Here is a 16,902-nt window from a genome sequence, read left to right as displayed (position 1 = left end):
CACCAACCCAGAGGAGAGTCATGCAGGCCACCGCACCAGGAACTCAGCGCCGCCCCTGGGGAATCGACAGGATGCGCCCCTACCCAAGCGTGCACCAGCCCGGCTACGCCACCGCCGAACTCGACCCCGCCACCCAGACCACCGTCTTCCGCGATGAGCGCGGCGGCGTCGTGGAGATGGGCAAGCACGGCACCAGCAAGGGCACCGAGACATCCCCGCAGTCCACCAACCTGGACAGCCGCAACGACAGTGACCACGACCAGGACAGCGAGCAGGACTGATGCCCCCTGCTGGACCGGTCGCGGTCGTCACCGAGACCGACGATGTCACCTCCGACATGGTGATCACCGAACTGAACACGCGAAGCGTTCCCGTCGTACGGTTCGACCCCTCTGACATCGGGGAGTACCTGTCGGTCTCGGCCTGGTTCGGCACCGCATCGGCCACCTCACCGACCGGGCACCTCCGCACGCCCTCCAGAAACTCCAGCTTGGAGTGCGTGCGGGCGGTGTACTGGCGCCGCCCCACCTGGCCCCACTTCGAGCACCTGGACGGTCCCGACGCCCGTTTCGCCGTCGCACAGGTACGCCACGGTCTCGGCGGCATCCTCTACACCCTGCCAAACTGCCGCTACGTCAACCACCCTCTGCACAACCACCGGGCCGAACACAAGCCGCTACAGCTTGCCGCCGCCGAACAGTTCGGGCTCACCGTGCCTCCAACGCTGATCTCCAACCACCCACACGTCGCCCAAGAGTTCATCGCCGCACACGAGCAGGTGATCTACAAAGCACTGCGCTGGACCCCTTACCGCCGCCCGGACGGTGTGGGCCTGACGACATGGACAGAACCGGTCACCGCCACCGAGATCGACGACAGCGTACGAGTGACGCCACACCTGTTTCAGGCCCGCGTGGACAAGGCCGCCGATCTGCGCGTCGTCGTGGTCGGCGACCGTCTGTTCTCCGTACGCATCGACTCCGGCCTGCTGGACTGGCGCACCGACTACAGCGCGCTCGCCTACAAGGTGGTCAGCCTGCCCGACAGCATCGCGACCACTCTCGCCCGCTACCTGGAGTACTTCGGCCTCTGCACCGGTAGCTTCGACTTCGCCATCGGCCGCGACGAGTCTCTGCACTTCCTTGAGCTGAACCCGAACGGCCAATGGGGGTGGCTCGAGGAAGAAACCGGCCTTCCGATCACCGCCGCATTCGCCGATCTCCTGGAGCGAGGAGCAACACCTTGAACCCGCCCCCCGACACCACTGGCCACCGCCGGGCCCTGGCCGAGCGCCTCGCTTCCGAAGGCGTCCTGAGGACACCCGCATGGCGGGCCGCCGTCGAAGGCGTCCCCCGCGAGACGTTCATCCCCGCGTTCTTCAGGGATGAGCCCGGCCCGCAGGGAGTCACTCGCTACGTGCCGGTCAGCCGAGACACCGGAGAGCCCGGCGAGTGGCTGCGGCTGGTCTACGAGAACGACACCAGGGTGACCCAGCTCGACGGCCGCCTGACCCCCGAGAACGCCGACGCTCCGGTAATCGGTGCTTTCCCCACCTCGTCCTCCACGATGCCCTCGACCGTCGTCGGGATGCTCGAAGCCCTCGATGTCACCGACGGCATGAACGTGCTGGAGATCGGCACCGGCACCGGCTACTCCACCGCGCTCATGTGCCACCGCCTGGGAGAGGACAACATCACCAGCGTGGAAGTCGACCCCGAGGTCGCCAGGCGGGCCGACACGGCCCTGGAGACGGCCGGGTACTCGACGTGGACCGTCACCGGTGACGGACTGCTCGGCCACCCCTACCGCGCCCCCTACGATCGCGTCATCGCCACATGCGCGGTACGCCGCATTCCGTACGCATGGGTCAGACAGACCGCGCCTGGCGGCATCATCCTCGCCACCGTCGGGCCCAGCGCCTGGCCCTACGGAACCGGCCTGGCCAAACTCACCGTGAACGAGGACGGCACCGCGCAGGGCCGCATCATCGACCGAGCCTCGTTCATGCCCGCCCGCGCCGAGGCCGTGATGCCTCTGACAGGGGATCTCACGGCCCGTGCCGCCTACGCCGACACCGAACGGAAGGCGACGATCTCACCGACTGAACTGGACAAGTGGGTGCCCGCCTTCCTCGCCCAACTCGCATCCCCCGGAGCTCAGCTCCTACGCACCACAAGCGGCGGCCGGGAAACGGTGTACCTGTTCGACGCCGACCGCGAGTCGTTCGCCGCACTCACTCCGGACGGCGACACCTGGACCGTCCGCCAGGGAGGCCCTACCGCCGTCTGGGACGCCATCGAGAACGCGATCACCGCATGGCACGAAGCCGACGACCCCGACATCAGCACCATCCGCCTGAACGTCACCCCGAAGGGACACACCTACTGGATCGACGGCGAAACCGCCTTGCGGTGGGAACACCGCGTCGCCTGAAGGGACTGCGCGCATAGGCTCAACGAGCAGATGTCACCGGAACGGCCGAAGCGGGCGGCCTCGACTGCAAGGACACGAGTTCCTCCCCTGCCCGAGCCCGATCTTCACGCCTTCGCCGTCGAACTGGTCGACACCATGCGCGCAGCCGACTCAGTCGGCAACAGCGCGTCCGTCGCCCAGTTGCTCATCGCCTGGCAGCACACCGCCGAGGTCTACTCCGATCCCGAGCTGCTGGCCGCACTGACCCAGGACCACCACGAGGACTACGGCTCGACACCGGATCCGCGAGGCATCGCATGACCGCGGGGCGCGGCGACCGCGCCGCGCCCTCAGCGCCCCGACGGCCACTGGAAGTCCGTTTCGCCAGCGCGGCCTCGGTCACCGATGAGTTTCCGGGATGGGGCCGGTCTGTATGGGTATGGAGACTCACACGCTCAAGACAGCTGACGCGGACCTCGTCTATGACGTTCGCGGGTCGCTGCCGACCGCAGACGGACGCCCGCCGTTGCTCATGATCGGGCAGCCTATGGACGCCGCTGGCTTCGCCGCGCTCGCCGCGCGCTTCCCCGACCGGACCGTCGCCACCTATGACCCGCGCGGGCTCGGTCGCAGCACGCGTAAGGACGGGCGGGTCGACCACACACCGCAGACCCAGGCCGACGATGTGCACGCGGTCGTCGAGGCGCTCGGGGCCGGGCCGGTCGAGATCTTCGCCAGCAGTGGCGGAGCGATCACCGCGCTCGCGGTCGTGGCGAAGTATCCCGCGGACGTGACCACCTTGGTCGCGCACGAGCCGCCGCTGATCACCCTCACACCGGACGGCTCGGCGGCCGTGCGGGCGCGGGCCGCGGTCCGGGACGCGTACGAGAAACGGGGGTGGGGGGCGGGGATGGCCGCGTTCCTCGCCATGGCCTCGTGGGAAGGGGAGTTCACCGACGCGTACTTCGCACAGCCGCAGGCCGATCCCGCCGCGTTCGGGCTGCCTGTAGAGGACGACGGTTCGCGTGACGATCCGCTGCTGTCCGACCGGTCGTGGGCGATCACCGACTACCGGCCGGACGTCGACGCGATCGCCGCCGCGCCGACCCGCGTGGTGATCGCGGTGGGCGAGGAATCCAAGAATGTGCTGACCGAACGTACGTCCCTCGCGGTCGCCGAGCTCCTGGGGCTGCGGGTGACCGTGTTCCCGAGCCATCACGGCGGGTTCCTCGACGGGGAGTTCGGATATCCGGGTAAGCCGGACGAGTTCGCTCATCGACTGCGGGAGATACTCGACGGCGCCGGGTAAAGCAACCGCTGACCGGGGTTTTCTCATCTTGGGCTGCCTGGGGACGTTCGGGCGTACGCCGACAGCGTCCCCCGGAGTGTGGACACGGGGGACGCTTCAGGCTGACCGGCGGTTCGGGGAATCGCGGGAGTTCATGGGGGTTATCAGGTGAACTGGCCGGGGGTGCGGCCTTCGCCGTGGGGGCCGCGGTAGGCCTGGGCGATGTCGAGCCAGGCGTCGGCGTGTTGGCCGGTGGCGGTCAGGGCGAGGTCGTCGCGGTGACGGCGGCGGGTGACCAGGAGGCAGAAGTCGTGTGCGGGGCCGGTGATGACCTGGTCGGTGTCGGCGGGGCCGATCGTCCAGGTCTCGCCGGAGGGCGCGGTCAGTTCGTAGCGGAACTGCTCGCGGGGCGGGGTGATGCCGTGGGCTTCGTAGCCGAAGTCCCGTGTCAGCGCGGCGAAGTTCACCAGGTGCAACAGCCGGTCGGTGGGCTCACGGCGCACGCCGAGGGCGTCGGCGATGTCCTGGCCATGGCCGAACAGTTCCATGATGCCCGCGCAGGCCAGGACCACCGGCGGCAGCGGGTTCACCAGCCACGGCACCACCTGCCCCTCCGGCACCGACCCCAGCGCCCGCACCGACGCCTCCCCCAGCGCCCGGAAACGCGCCAGCAGCTCCCTGGGCGGGAAGGCGTTGAACTGCTTCAGGGCCGCGTCGACAGCCCCGTCGAAGTCCTGCCCGGCCGAGGCGGTGACCGCCCGGAACTTCTCCGGCTCGGCGGCCGCACTGCGGGCCAGCTCGAAGATGAACGTCAGATGCGCGATCTGGTCGGCCACACTCCAGCCCGGCGCCGGGGTCGCCTTCTGCCACGCCGCCTCGTCCAGATCGGCGACCAGAGCGGCTACCTCGTCGATGTCAGCGGCCAGGTCCTTGAGGACGTCGTTCACAGCAGTCATCACATTCTCCTTCAGCTGGTTTCGTGCGAGAGGTTGGGTTGTTTGATGCAACTCACTGGGCCGAAAAAGGCCGGGCGGGGGTTAGGCGGTGTGTCCGGCCAGGGAGCGCACCCGTGTCGCGTACGGCTCCAGGGCCTGGGCCAGCGCGTCGGGGATCATCGCCGGGACCGTCGCGGTGTTCGGGCCCCGCATGCACGCGATCCGCTGCCTGCCCCGCGCCACCAGCGTCTCCCCGCCGCCCCCGCCGTCCCCGTCGATCTTCACGTAGTCGAACGTGAACTCCAGCTGCGTCTGGCCCAGCTCCGACAGCCGCATCCGGATCGACAACTCGTCGAACGCTGTGATCTCCGCGAAGAACTCACAGTCCACCTTCAGCGTGAACAGCTTCAGATCGTCCTGCACCTCCGCCAGCACCGCCGGAGCCTGCTCCTTCAAGAACAACTCCCGACAACGCCCCTGCCACCGCAGATAGTTCACGTAATACACATTCCCCACCAGATTCGTCTCCTCGAAACCGACGGTGTGGGTGTACTCGAAGTAGTCAGACATGACGCTCACCTTTCGATCCGGGTCCTATGAAGCAACTCACTCTGACGAGAAACAGCCCAAGAGCTGGAGCCGTTCCGGCTGTTCGGAGCGGGCCGCTCTTGCGGCGTGGAATGAAAGTTATGCCGGAGTGAGATGTTCAAGCAATGGACCTGAGGTGGGTGCCTGAAAGCCTAAAAGAGTGCGGAGTGTTCAGCCGCAGGAAATTCCGCGTCGAACACCCAGAACAACGTATCGGGCGCACTACGCGGCGCGGGCTGGCGAAGCCAGGGCGTAGTGAACCCCGGTGAGGCGCTCGGACTCCTGCCACAGGCGACGCCGTACCCGCGGGTCGCGGGCGGGGCGGCCGGGGCGGACCGTGCCGGGGTGTCCCCTGGTCTCGGTCAGGCCGAGCGGGCCGTAGAACTCGCCGCCGCGTACGGCGGGGTCGGTGGCGGCGCGCAGTCCCGGCAGCATGCCCATGTCGGCGCTCTGTACGAACAGCGGTACGAGGACCGGCGCGAGCACAGGGGCGGCCTTGTGGAAGGCCGCGGGGAAGTTCCGGGCGAGGTCCGTGGCGGCGATGCCGGGGTGGGCGGCGACGGAGAGGGTGTCCGCGCCGGTCTCGGTGAGTCGGTGCTGGAGTTCCTGGGCGAACAGCAGGTTGGCGAGCTTCGACTGGTTGTACGCGCGGTATCTGCTGTAGCCGCGCTCGGAGTTGAGGTCGTCGAAGTCGATCCTGCCCAGTCGGTGCACATAGCTGCTGATCGTCACGACCCGAGCGCCGGGTGCGGCGCGCAGCAGGTCGAGCAGCAGCCCGGTGAGCGCGAAGTGGCCGAGGTGGTTGACGGCGAGTTGGAGCTCGAAGCCGTCGGCGGTGCGGTGCTGCGGGGTCCACATCACTCCGGCGTTGTTGACCAGCAGGTCAATGGCGGAGAACCGGGCGCGGAGCTCCGCCGCCGCCTCGCGCACCGAGGCCAGGCTGGACAGGTCGAGTCGCTGTACCGCGAGGTCGGCCGTGGGGGCGGCGGCCTTGATCCGGGCCGCCGCCGCGGCGGCCTTGTCCATGTCGCGCACGGCCAGTACGACATGGGCGCCGCGGCGGGCGAGAGCCGTGGCCGTCGCGAGCCCGAGCCCGGAGCTCGCCCCGGTGATGACGGCGGTACGCCCGGTCTGGTCCGGGGTCTGGTCCTCCGTCCACTGCTGCTGTGGTCCCATCGGGGGGCTCCTCGGGGAGGCGGGCGGGGTTCGCGGGCGGGCGCGGCGGTTCGCGGGCGGGCGGTGCGGCCGGTGACGCCCGGTCAGGCGGTCTTCGGCGGCCAGTCGGTGTCAGGCGCCACGGTCAGCGTGCTGGTCTGGGCGGTCTTCGGCGGCCAGTCATTGCCGGGCACCGCGGCGACGGCAGGCGTCACGACGGCGAGCGTCGCGACGAGTCCCAGAGCGACTCCTATGGTCGAGCGCAGGGCGGTACGCGTGGCGGTGCGCATGGCGTCTCCTCTGAAGCGTGGGTTGGGTGGCGTTGGGCGGTGGTGGGCTTGCTGTCGTCCGTTGCCACACGACGAAGTTAGCGGGACTGACGGGCAGGTGGCAAACAATTGCCAGACTTTGGCAACTTGCTTACGTGGGGGCATCCGTGCCGGTCAGGGGGTGTGCCCGTATGCCCGCACCCCGACACGCGGGCACGCGGGCACACCGACACGCGGGCATGAGAGATGCGCGGCCGAAGCCGCGCGGGAGGGGTCAGATGAAACGTTCAGGCGGCACGGCCGCGCCTGCGGGCCGCGCCGCGCGCGGTCGCCTCGACGTGAGCCCTGACGAGTAGCGTCTGCTCGCCCAGCGTGGGCGCGGCCAGCAGGTCGTGCACCGGCATCTTCACCCCGAACTCGTGCTCAAGACGCCGCACCACCCGCGCCATGAGCAGCGAGTCGCCGCCCAGCGCGAAGAAGTCCGAGGTGCGCGTGAGCGTGGCGCACCCCAGGACCTCGCTCCAGGTGGCCCGCACGAAGGCCCCCACGTTCCGCGTCGCGGCCAGCGGCGTCGCGTCGCGCGCCCGCATCCGGGAGCGCAGCTGGTGGACCAAGAGCGCCTGGTCGCCGAGGCTTCTGCGTGACATCGCGTACAGCGACACGGTGACGCCGAACTCCTCACCGATACGCCGCACGAGTCGCGCCATCAGAAGCGAGTCGCCGCCGCGCGTGAAAAAGTCCGAGTGGTCGGTGAGGCCGGAGCAGCGCAGCAGCTCGCCCCACGCCCGCAGCAGGAACTGCCGCACCTCGCGGAGCTGGTCCGCCGCGTCCGAAACGGGAGCGCCGTCGACCCCGGAGTTCCGGGCGGACGTTCCGGGGACGGCGTCAGCGCGGTCACTGGTCATGTACGCCACTCCTGGGCATCGGCGAAGTGCGAATACGGTCTGCGAAGGCGGGCTACGCAGTGCGTTACCACCAGCAGCGTAGGGCAGGCCACACTCATATGGCAATACATTGCCAACCCATGAGGCAAGCTCAACCCTCTGTGCTTGCCACGTCGTTGGCTGGAAGGTGCAGGTCATGGCGCTGCTATACCCCTATAGGGGTTTGCCAAGCTACTCGAGCGCTCGCTATACTGCTGACACAGGAGAAGCGAACATCTGACACAACGGATGGCAAACAGTTCGGCTGGCAACGGTTGGGGCGATCACGTGCTGGAGCAGCCATCATTCGGTCGTCGGCTCAAGCAGCTGAGAACCGAGCGGGGCCTGTCGCAGGCCGCACTCGCCGGTGACGGCATGTCGACCGGCTATCTGTCGCGCCTGGAGTCGGGCGCCCGGCAGCCCACTGAGCGCGCGGTGGCCCATCTGGCCAGCCAACTCGCCATCAGCCCCGCCGAGTTCGAGGAGTCCAGGGCCACATCTCTGGCGCAGAGCCTGTCCCTGGCCGCCTCACTCGATTCGGACGAGACCAGTGACCAGCTGGCCAAGGCCCTTGAGGCGGCGCACGCCCCGGACCCGATGCTGCGCTGGCAGGCGCTGTGGCTGCTCGCCCAGCGCAAGCGCCGTAACGGCGAGCACGCCGCCGAGCGCGCCTACCTCGACGAACTGGTCCCGCTCAGCGAGGAGATCGGCCTGCCCGAGCTGCGCTCCAGGTCGCTGACCCATCTGGCCCGTTCGTTGCGGACCGCGGGCCAGATGGCCCCGGCCGTGGAGGCCGCGACCACCGCGTACGAGATGGCCCGGCGGCACGGCCTGTCCGCACAGGACACCGCGGACGCGCTGCTGGTGCTGGTGTCCGTCGAGGCGGAGGCGGGGCGGCTGCCGGACGCGCGTCGGCACGCCGACGAACTGACCGACCTGGTCGACGGGCGCGGCGACACCCTGTGGGCCGAGGCCATGTGGACCGCGGCCGTGGTGCGGGTGCGTCAGGGCGACTTCAGGTCCGCTCTCGAACTGCTGGACCAGGCCCTGAAGCGGTTCAGCAGCCGCGAGAACCTCGCGCTGTGGATGCGTCTCCGGCTGACCGCGGCCGACCTGCACCTCCAGATGTTCCCGCCGGAGCCGGAGGCGGCCCAGCGCTATATCGAGGCCGCCGAGACCGGGCTTCCGTTCTCCGACACGCCGTCGATGGAGCAGGAGCTGACCTCGCTCAAGACTCATCTCGCCTTCCATGAGGGCAGGTTCCAGGACGCTCGCGCTCTGCTGAACCGGCTCGGCAGGTCCGAGCTGCGGATGGCCTACCGCAGCCGCATCCGCCTCGACGTCCTGGACAACCAGCTGCTCATCCTGGAGGGCAAGGAGGACGAGGGCATGGCCGGGCTGCAGAAGCTGGCCCAGCAGGCCCAGGAGTCCTTCAACATCGACCTGGCGGCGGTGATCTGGCGTCTCGCCACCGAATCCCTGCTCAAGACCCGCGGCAAGACGCCCGATCCTCAGGTCTGACCAGAGCTCCCGTCCCACCCCCGGCTTGCCCGGCTTCCCCTGCTCTCCCGTTTTCGGCAGTGGTGTGGCACGACTGTCTTGTTGCCAGGATTCTCGGCACGTAGGCAATCTCTTGCCAGAATTTGGAAAGTTTGGCACTATGGCTAGGCTGTGTTGACCGACTCCAGGGGGTGGGCGAGATGATGACCATGACCCAACGGACCAGCGGAGTCCGGCCCTTGGCGGTCCTCGCGGGGTGCCACGGCGCTGCCCGACAGCTGCCCGTCCCCTTTGCCAAACGGAGTGTCGACACCCCGCGGGCGCAGATCGCCGAGGCGCGGACATGACCCAGGAGATCTCCCAGCGCGCCCTGCTCGAAGCGGCCGCGGAAGGCCTGCGCAAGATCGCCACCGATCCGCGCTGCCGCAGGGCCTTCGACGCCTCCGGGTCGGTGCTGCGTGACGTCCTCTCGCCCGCGGCACGGCGCTACGTACTCGCCACGAACCAGGCGGATTTCCTCCAGCGGGTGAAGGAGCTGCGGGTCAAGGGGTACCGGGTCACCGCGGAGTTCACCGCGCCCGACGAGTTCGCCACGCCCGGCCAGGGCCAGGGCCAGGGCCACGGCGACCCCGCGCGGATCGGTCGCGTCGTCGACGAGTATCTGAGCCTGCTCGAACAAGACCTTCGCCCTGACCAGTTGGGGCTCGACCTGTCGAGCGTGGGCCTGCGGGTCTCCCCCGACCTCGCCCTGGCCAACGCCGGACGGATCGCCGCGGCCGCCGCGGCGCACGGCAGCGACGTCGTCCTGAGCATGGACCGCTTCCCCGGCGTCGACGCCGTGCTCGCCGTGCACCGGGAACTGGTGTCCCAGTACGAGGGCCTGGGCGTCACGCTCCAGGCGCATCTGCACCGTACGGAGCAGGACGTGGCGCGCGTGGCCCGGCCCGGTCGCCGGGTCCGGCTCGTCAAGGGCGCTTTCCCCGAGCCGCCGGAGATCGCCCTGCGCCGGGGGCCGGCGCTCGACGAGCGGTATCTCGACCTGGCGCAGCGCCTCGTGGACCATGGCGTACGGCTCAGTCTGGCAACGCAGGACGCGGTGGTCCTGGCCACGGCGGACGAACGGGGGCTGCTGGACCGGGCCGCCGAGGTCGAGATGCTGCACGGCGTGCAGCCACGGCTGCTGCGCGAGTACCGGGACGCCGGGCGGCCGTGCCGCATCTACGCCACGTACGGGGTGAACTGGTGGCTGCATCTGTTGCAGCGGCTGGCCGAGCATCCGCCGATGGTGCTGAGCGCGCTGGCGGACATCGGCACGGACCGTGAGTACGCCGCCGAGGCCGCCTACTGACCGGCTGCCTACCGGGCCCGGACGGCTGCCGGGCCCGGACGCCTACCGGGCCCCGCTGCCCACCGGACCCGGACGCCTACCGGGCCCCGCTGCCCGCTGCCCGCTGGCGGGCGGCCAGGGCCGCCGCGTATCCGTGCGGCACCTCGACGTCGTACACGCGCCAGCCGGGCGGGCTGGTCACCGAGGCCGCTCCCGTGCCCAGGTAGTCGAGAGCCGGGCTGCGGGCCAGGCCGGTGCCGAGGCCCTTGAGGTAGGCCTCCTTGCGCACCCAGGCGCGGGAGAACGCGTCCGGGCGGTCCGCGTCGGCGCAGGACGCCAACTCCTCCTGTTCACGGGGGTGCAGTACTCCGCGCATCTCCTCGACGGTGGCCGGGGACCCGGTCGTCTGCACGTCCACGCCGACCGCGGTGGCCGCGAAGGCGAGCAGCGCCAGATCGCCGCTGTGCGAAAGTGAGAAGTGCAGTGGCGTCTCGGGGGGCAGCGGCACTTCGGGGTCGGCGGCGGGGCGGCCGTGCGGCCCGCCGCAGCACGGGCAGGGCTCACGCCGGAAGCGCACCCGGCCCGGCGTCGTACCCAACTGCGCGCCGAGCAGCATTCGCAGAGCGACGTGCGCGGTCAGATAGCACCTGCGGTCCGACGTCCTGCGCAGCGCGTCGGCGCGGCGCCGCTCCCGCTGGTCCAGGACGTCGGCGGCGAGCCGTTCCACCACGTCGGGCGCGACCGCCGCGTCCGCCAGCCACAAGTGGGGTACGGGGCCTGGCAGTTCCAGGGGGCCAAAGGGAGCCCCCCAGGTCAGCGGGCGCGGAGGCAGGGCCTCGGACGTGAACAACCTGCCAGCCATGCGAGCGGCTCCTCTGGGAAATCGCGTCGATGTGTCCGCTACGCCGTGGCGAGGCCGCGACACGGACCTGCCCAGGGGGACACCACAGGAGTTCCATTGCTCTTGCCCCATACAAGCAGTGACGTGCCGACTACGGCAGGGAAACGTGCCTAGGTATCCGGGGTTTCGGCGTCAGTGCGCCGCCCACGCACCGCCCACGCACCGCCCACGCACCGCCAGCGCACCGCCCACGCACCTCCGCGCACCGACAGCGCACCGTCAGCGCACGTCAGAAGACGCGTTCCGGCCCGCGCGGGTCCAACAATGGAGTCTCTCCACAGGCGGCCGCAGCAAGGACGGAGTGGGACCGTGACCGTGTTCCAGACCGGCACCACACCCGTGGTCATCGACGGCGAGACCCTGACCATCGACGCGCTGCGCACCGTCGCCGAGCAGGGCGCGGGCGTCCGGCTCACCGGCGGCGCGCTGGACCGGACCCGGCGTGGCAGAGCGACGCTCGACCAGTTCGTACGCCGTGGCCAGACCGTCAGCGGGGTCAACTCCGTAGACCAGGGCGGCGGCCGGTCCACGCGGGTCTCGCGCGCCGAAGAGGCCGAGCTGCAAGTGAATCTGATCCGCAGTCACAGTACGGGCGTGGGCCCGCTGTTCCGCGAGGACGAGGTACGGGCGGTGGTCACCGCCCTGCTGAGTTCCCTCGCCAAGGGGTACGCCGCGGTGCGTCCCGTGGTCCTCGAACGCCTCAGGTACTACCTCAACCACGGTGTCACTCCGGTGGTGCCGGAGATCGGCTCGCTGGGCGCGAGCGGCGACATGGCGCCGCTCGCCCATATCGCGGCCGCCCTCATCGGAGAGGGGCAGGTGCTGCGGGACGGCAAGCGGGTGTCGACCGCGCGGGTGCTGCGGGAACTCGGCGTCGAGCCGCTGAGCCTGCGCTTCAAGGAGGGCCGGGCGCTGCTCGGCTCCACGTCCGCGATGACCGGGCTCGGCGCGCTCGTGGTGGGGCGCGCCCTGGACCAGGTGCGGCAGGCGGAGGTCACGGCCGCGCTGGTGACCGAGGCGATCGGCGCGGGCGCCGGGCCGTTCCTCGCCGCCGGGCACGATCTGGCCCGTCCGCACCTGGGGCAGATCGACACGGCCGCGAACCTGCGGGACCTGCTGCGGGGCGGCGCCGCCGCGGATCGCGCGGTGACCGGGCGGCGCACCGGTGAGCCGTACTCGCTGCGGGCGATCCCGCAGGTGGTCGGCGCCGTACGGCACACCCTCTACCAGGCGGTGTCCACCTTGGAGACCGAGCTGAACTCCGCCTGCGACGACGTGTTGTTCTTCGAGGACCGGCAGGTGTTCCACGGGGCGAACGGGCACGGCCAGCCGGTCGCCTTCGCCATGGACTTCGTGACGATCTCGCTGGTCCAGCTGGGCGTCCTGGCGGAGCGGCAGCTGCATCATGTGCTCACCGTGGGACCTGGCGCCGGGCTGCCCGAACAGCTCGTCCTCACCGATCCCGTACTGCACCACGGGTTCGCCGGGGCCCAGTACCCGGCGGCCGCGCTGGTGGCCGAGAACCGCACCATCAGTCCGGCGAGCACGCAGGCGGGCGGTTCCGGCGCTGGCCAGGACGTGGTCAGCATGGGGCTCGTCGCGGTGCGCGGCGCGCGCAGGGTGCTGGAGAACAACTACCGGATTCTCGCCGTGGAGTTGCTCGCGGCGGCCCAGGCGGTGGACGCGGCGCGGCGGTTCGACGAGCTCAGCCCCTCGGCGCAGGCGGCCTGTGACGCGGTGCGGTCGCTGGTGCCGCCGCTCGGCGTGGACCGTTCCATGGCCGGGGACATCGAGCTGATCGCGGCGGCCCTGTCGCGTGGCGAACTCCTGCGCGCGGTCGCCCAGTACGGGGGCGTCGTACCTCGGTGAGCAGGCGTACGGCAATGAGCAGGCGTACCGCGATCAGCAGGCGTACGGCGATGAGTAAAGGGAGGCAGAGCATGAGCGAGGCACGCCGACAAGCCCCGTGGCCAGGACGGGACCCATGGCCAGACGACGGTCCACGGCCGGGAGGCGACGGCGGCGCGCCCGCCGAGCCCGCCGAGCCCATCAAGCCCATCAAGCCCATCGAGACGACGCCGACCGCGGCGGTGCTCGCCAGCGCGGCGTCGGCCTCGCACGCGTACACGGCGGCCGCCGCGCAGAGCGCCGCGACGGCGCTGGTGCGGATGTTCATGGAGCAGGGCGTGTTCGGGCTCGACGTGCTGACCGCGGCGGAGGCCGTCGAGGCCGATGCCGAGGCCCGTGCCGGTTCCGGTTCCGGTTCCGGTTCCGGTGCCGGTGCCGGTGCCGTCGTCGCGCCGACGCAGGTCCCCGAGCCGACCACCTGGGAGCGGGCCCGTTCCGCGGTGGCCCTGGCGGAGCGGCGCCGTACGTCAGGCGCGGCGACGAGGGAGCCGGACGTCACCAGTGTGCGGCTGATGGGCGACATCGTCGGCTCGGCGGGGCCGTCCGCGTCGGTGCGTTCCCTGTCGCGCGGCCTTGGGGCCGCGTCGACGGCACGCGCGGCCTGAGGAGGGTGTGACGGTGAAGCCTGTCGTCAGAGCGGTACTGCGCGGCGCGCTGAAGGACGTACGGCATGTGCGGGCCGTTCCCCCGGACTCCGCCGACGGCCTGGTGTCGCGGGTGTACGCGCAGCTGGAGCGGGATTTCGGCGTCCTCGCGCCGCCGGTGGCCCTGCACTCGCCCGCTCCCCCGGCGCTCGCCGCGGCCTGGATGCTGCTGCGCGAGACCCTGCTGGTCGAGGGCCGCGTGGCACGGCGGGCCAAGGAGGTGGTGGCCACCGAGGTGTCCCGCGCCAACGACTGCCCGTACTGCGTCGACGTCCACCAGGCGACGCTGGGTACGCTGCCGCCGCCCCGGCACGCGTCCGGCAGCGCCGCCACGGCCGCCACCGCCGACATCGCGGCCTGGGCGCGCGCGAGCGGCCTGCGCCCGGAAGCAGAACCGGGGCTGGGGCTGGGGCAGGGACAGGGACAGGAGCAGAGGCAGGAGCAGGGGCAGAGGCAGGGGCTGAGCGCGCCGCCGCCGTTCGCGGCCGATGCCGCGCCCGAGATCTACGGTGTGGCGCTCGTCTTCCACTACATCAACCGCATGGTCCACCTGTACCTCGCCGACTCCCCGGTGCCCGACCAGGCGCCCGGATTCCTGCGCGGCACGATCCTGCGTACGGCGGCCAAGGCCATGCGGCCCGCGGACGAAGGCCCCCTGTCGCCGGGTGCGTCGCTCGCGCTGCTGCCGCCCGCGCGGCTGCCCGCCGAGCTGGGCTGGGCGCGCGGCAACCCTCACGTGGCCGACGCGCTCGGCCGGGCGGTGGCGACGGTGTCCGACGGTGCGCGCTGGGTGCCCACGGGCGTACGGGAGTCGGTCGAGGCGCGCCTCGACCGGTGGGACGGACGTCCGCCCGGTCTCGGCCGGGCCTGGCTCGACGGGGCACTCGCGGACCTGCCGCCCGCCGACCGGCCGACCGCGCGGATCGCCCTGCTGACCGCGTTCGCTCCGTACCAGGTCACGGACCCGGACATCGCGGCCTTCCGGGAGCGGCACCCCGACGACCGGGAACTGGTCGAGCTGACGTCCTGGGCCGCGCTCTCGGCCGCCGTGTGCGTGGGCGGCCGGTTCGCCGCCGATGGCCGCGGCCAGGCCTCAGGCCAACGGGGTCAACCGGCGTAGCGGCTGACCCCGTCGCCCACCCGGCGGATCACTCCGGGTCGGCGGCGCCGCCGAGGTCCACACCGGACTCGACCGCCGCGATGAGCCCCTCGACCGCCGTCATGCCCTCCGCGTACTCCTGGCCTGCGAGCAGTACGTACTCGTCGGCGCGGCCCTGGGCCGCGAGCAGTGCCGCGCGGCCGTCGTTGCCGAGGCGCAGCAGCCGGTCCGCCGTCGCCGAACCGTCGCTGGTGTAGTCGCGCAGCTCCCGTGCGGCCGCGGCGAGTTCACTCGCGACGCGCTCGACGACGTCGGCCACGGCCTCGGGGTTCTGGGTGAAGATGTCGCTCCACAGCCGCGCGTCGCTGCCCGCGATACGGGTCGTGTCCCGCAGGCCGCCGCCCGCCAGAGCGAGGATGTCCGCGTCGACCCTGGTGAGCTGCGCGGCGAGTGCGGAGGCGACCAGCTGCGGGGCGTGCGAGACGGCGGCCACCGCCGTGTCGTGCTCCTCGGGTGTCATGTCGCGGCGGCGCGCCCCGCAGAGCGTCACCAGCGCGCCGACCGCTTCGAGCGCCCCCGGCTGAGCCGTGGGGTACGGGCACAGGATCCAGGGCCGCCCGACGAACAGGTCCGCGTCGGCGGCGGCGGGCCCGGACTGCTCCCGGCCCGCCATGGGGTGTCCGGGCACATAGCCCATGAGGTCGCTGCCCCGTACCTCCGCCTCGGCCCAGATGAGGTCCTTGACCCCGGCCACGTCGGTGTAGACGTAGCCGAGTCCGCGGGCCTGCGCCTCGGCCAGGGCGTCCACGACGGAGGACGGCGGGGTGGCGATCACCACGAGGTCCGCGGGCGGCTGACGCGGGTCCAGCTCACGGCCCGCCCCCATCAGCCGGGCCTGCGCCAGGGCGTCGGCGTCACGGTCTATGAGGAAGACCTCGACGCCGGCGCGGGTCAGGGCGAGGCCGATGGACGTGCCGATCAGGCCACAGCCGATCACGGTCACTCGGCGGAGGAGGGTGTCGTTCACGGCGTCTCCCTTGGTGGACTTCTGGATCGCGGCGGCAGCGGGGCTGTACGGGCGGGGGTGCGGGGGGTGCGGGGTACGCGGTATGTGCGGGCGCTCATCAGCGGGTGTGGTCGAACTGGCCGGGGGTGCGGCCTTCGCCGTGGGGGCCGCGGTAGGCCTGGGCGATGTCGAGCCAGGCGTCGGCGTGTTGGCCGGTGGCGGTCAGGGCGAGGTCGTCACGGTGACGGCGGCGGGTGACCAGGAGGCAGAAGTCGTGTGCGGGGCCGGTGATGACCTGGTCGGTGTCGGCGGGGCCGATCGTCCAGATCTCGCCGGAGGGCGCGGTCAGTTCGTAGCGGAACTGCTCGCGGGGCGGGGTGACGCCGTGGGCTTCGTAGCCGAAGTCACGGGTCAGCGCGGCGAAGTTCACCAGGTGCAGCAGCCGGTCGGTGGGCTCGCGGCGTATGCCGAGGGCGTCGGCGATGTCCTGGCCGTGGCCGAACAGTTCCATGATGCCCGCGCAGGCCAGGACCACCGGCGGCAGCGGGTTCACCAGCCACGGCACCACCTGCCCCTCCGGCACCGACCCCAGCGCCCGCACCGACGCCTCCCCCAGCGCCCGGAAACGCGCCAGCAGCTCCCTGGGCGGGAAGGCGTTGAACTGCTTCAGGGCCGCGTCGACAGCCCCGTCGAAGTCCTGCCCGGCTGAGGCGGTGACCGCCCGGAACTTCTCCGGCTCGGCGGCCGCGCTGCGGGCCAGCTCGAAGATGAACGTCAGATGCGCGATCTGGTCAGCCACACTCCAGCCCGGCGCCGGGGTCGCCTTCTGCCACGCCGTCTCGTCCAGATCGGCGACCAGAGCGGCTACCTCGTCGATGTCAGCGGCCAGGTCCTTGAGGACGTCGTTCACAGCAGTCATCACATTCTCCTTCAGCTGGTTTCGTGCG

The 16,902-nt window shown here is 71.1% G+C and carries 18 protein-coding genes; 10 read left to right on the top strand and 8 right to left on the bottom strand.

Annotated features, from left to right (window positions below):
* Positions 1 to 20: 20 nt before the first annotated feature.
* The 5 genes from tgmA (at position 21) to ACX6XY_RS13955 (ending at position 3,721) form a co-directional block, all read left to right on the top strand.
* The gene (gene tgmA / locus ACX6XY_RS13975; RefSeq protein ID WP_460329937.1) at positions 21 to 281 is read left to right on the top strand and encodes a putative ATP-grasp-modified RiPP; all 261 of its coding nucleotides are present in this window, start codon (positions 21 to 23) and stop codon (positions 279 to 281) included.
* A complete protein-coding gene (tgmB, locus tag ACX6XY_RS13970; protein WP_460329935.1) occupies positions 281 to 1,246 on the top strand; it encodes an ATP-grasp ribosomal peptide maturase in 966 nt (321 codons plus the stop codon). The genes tgmA and tgmB overlap by 1 nt, the downstream gene beginning before the upstream one ends.
* Complete coding sequence (gene tgmC / locus ACX6XY_RS13965) at positions 1,243 to 2,433, top strand: ATP-grasp peptide maturase system methyltransferase (protein ID WP_460329934.1); 1,191 nt, start codon at positions 1,243 to 1,245, stop codon at positions 2,431 to 2,433. Before tgmB ends, tgmC begins: the two co-directional genes overlap by 4 nt.
* A gap of 135 nt (positions 2,434 to 2,568) precedes the next feature.
* Positions 2,569 to 2,733 (top strand): hypothetical protein, encoded by a 165-nt coding sequence (locus tag ACX6XY_RS13960; RefSeq protein WP_460329932.1) that lies wholly within the window; start codon positions 2,569 to 2,571, stop codon positions 2,731 to 2,733.
* Between the two features lie 118 nt (positions 2,734 to 2,851).
* Positions 2,852 to 3,721: an alpha/beta fold hydrolase gene (locus ACX6XY_RS13955; RefSeq protein ID WP_460329968.1), complete on the top strand. Its 870-nt coding sequence runs from the start codon at positions 2,852 to 2,854 to the stop codon at positions 3,719 to 3,721.
* Positions 3,722 to 3,864: 143 nt separating this feature from the next.
* On the opposite strand, the gene ACX6XY_RS13950 is transcribed toward ACX6XY_RS13955, so the two are convergent.
* The 5 genes from ACX6XY_RS13950 to ACX6XY_RS13930 all read right to left on the bottom strand — a co-directional run bounded on the left by ACX6XY_RS13950 (position 3,865) and on the right by ACX6XY_RS13930 (position 7,552).
* Entirely contained in the window at positions 3,865 to 4,656 is a 792-nt protein-coding gene (locus ACX6XY_RS13950; protein WP_460329930.1) for a TIGR03084 family metal-binding protein, read from the bottom strand.
* An 81-nt stretch (positions 4,657 to 4,737) separates the two neighbouring features.
* On the bottom strand, positions 4,738 to 5,205 hold the full coding sequence (locus ACX6XY_RS13945) for an acyl-CoA thioesterase (RefSeq protein ID WP_460329928.1): 468 nt from the start codon (positions 5,203 to 5,205) through the stop codon (positions 4,738 to 4,740).
* A 240-nt stretch (positions 5,206 to 5,445) separates the two neighbouring features.
* Positions 5,446 to 6,399, bottom strand: coding sequence for an oxidoreductase (locus ACX6XY_RS13940; RefSeq protein WP_460329926.1), 954 nt, complete (start codon positions 6,397 to 6,399; stop codon positions 5,446 to 5,448).
* Between the two features lie 83 nt (positions 6,400 to 6,482).
* Positions 6,483 to 6,668 (bottom strand): hypothetical protein, encoded by a 186-nt coding sequence (locus ACX6XY_RS13935; RefSeq protein ID WP_460329924.1) that lies wholly within the window; start codon positions 6,666 to 6,668, stop codon positions 6,483 to 6,485.
* Between the two features lie 266 nt (positions 6,669 to 6,934).
* A complete protein-coding gene (locus ACX6XY_RS13930; RefSeq protein WP_460329922.1) occupies positions 6,935 to 7,552 on the bottom strand; it encodes an acyl carrier protein in 618 nt (205 codons plus the stop codon).
* 306 nt (positions 7,553 to 7,858) lie between these two features.
* Here ACX6XY_RS13930 and ACX6XY_RS13925 point away from each other — a divergent pair, with 306 nt between their 5' ends.
* Positions 7,859 to 9,091, top strand: a complete 1,233-nt coding sequence (locus ACX6XY_RS13925) for a helix-turn-helix domain-containing protein (RefSeq protein WP_460329920.1) — start codon at positions 7,859 to 7,861, stop codon at positions 9,089 to 9,091.
* Positions 9,092 to 9,413: 322 nt separating this feature from the next.
* Complete coding sequence (locus ACX6XY_RS13920) at positions 9,414 to 10,418, top strand: proline dehydrogenase family protein (RefSeq protein ID WP_460329918.1); 1,005 nt, start codon at positions 9,414 to 9,416, stop codon at positions 10,416 to 10,418.
* A gap of 76 nt (positions 10,419 to 10,494) precedes the next feature.
* On the opposite strand, the gene ACX6XY_RS13915 is transcribed toward ACX6XY_RS13920, so the two are convergent.
* Positions 10,495 to 11,259, bottom strand: a complete 765-nt coding sequence (locus ACX6XY_RS13915; protein ID WP_460329916.1) for a 4'-phosphopantetheinyl transferase family protein — start codon at positions 11,257 to 11,259, stop codon at positions 10,495 to 10,497.
* Positions 11,260 to 11,607: 348 nt separating this feature from the next.
* Between ACX6XY_RS13915 and cmdF the strand changes: the two genes are divergently transcribed.
* The 3 genes from cmdF to ACX6XY_RS13900 all read left to right on the top strand — a co-directional run bounded on the left by cmdF (position 11,608) and on the right by ACX6XY_RS13900 (position 14,970).
* Positions 11,608 to 13,167, top strand: a complete 1,560-nt coding sequence (gene cmdF, locus ACX6XY_RS13910; RefSeq protein ID WP_460329914.1) for a tyrosine 2,3-aminomutase — start codon at positions 11,608 to 11,610, stop codon at positions 13,165 to 13,167.
* A gap of 71 nt (positions 13,168 to 13,238) precedes the next feature.
* Positions 13,239 to 13,811 carry a hypothetical protein gene (locus tag ACX6XY_RS13905; RefSeq protein WP_460329912.1) on the top strand — a complete coding sequence of 191 codons (573 nt, stop codon included), beginning with the start codon at positions 13,239 to 13,241 and terminating at the stop codon, positions 13,809 to 13,811.
* 13 nt (positions 13,812 to 13,824) lie between these two features.
* A complete protein-coding gene (locus ACX6XY_RS13900) occupies positions 13,825 to 14,970 on the top strand; it encodes a carboxymuconolactone decarboxylase family protein (RefSeq protein ID WP_460329910.1) in 1,146 nt (381 codons plus the stop codon).
* Between the two features lie 28 nt (positions 14,971 to 14,998).
* Here the strand turns inward: ACX6XY_RS13900 and ACX6XY_RS13895 are convergent, their stop codons facing one another.
* Both ACX6XY_RS13895 and ACX6XY_RS13890 read right to left on the bottom strand, forming a co-directional pair.
* Positions 14,999 to 15,976 carry a prephenate dehydrogenase gene (locus tag ACX6XY_RS13895; protein ID WP_460329908.1) on the bottom strand — a complete coding sequence of 326 codons (978 nt, stop codon included), beginning with the start codon at positions 15,974 to 15,976 and terminating at the stop codon, positions 14,999 to 15,001.
* A gap of 97 nt (positions 15,977 to 16,073) precedes the next feature.
* Positions 16,074 to 16,874: a TIGR03084 family metal-binding protein gene (locus tag ACX6XY_RS13890; protein ID WP_460329906.1), complete on the bottom strand. Its 801-nt coding sequence runs from the start codon at positions 16,872 to 16,874 to the stop codon at positions 16,074 to 16,076.
* Positions 16,875 to 16,902 lie beyond the last annotated feature (28 nt).

This window comes from Streptomyces sp. O3, from assembly GCF_054788135.1.
This window is presented reverse-complemented; position numbering and strand designations above follow the sequence as displayed.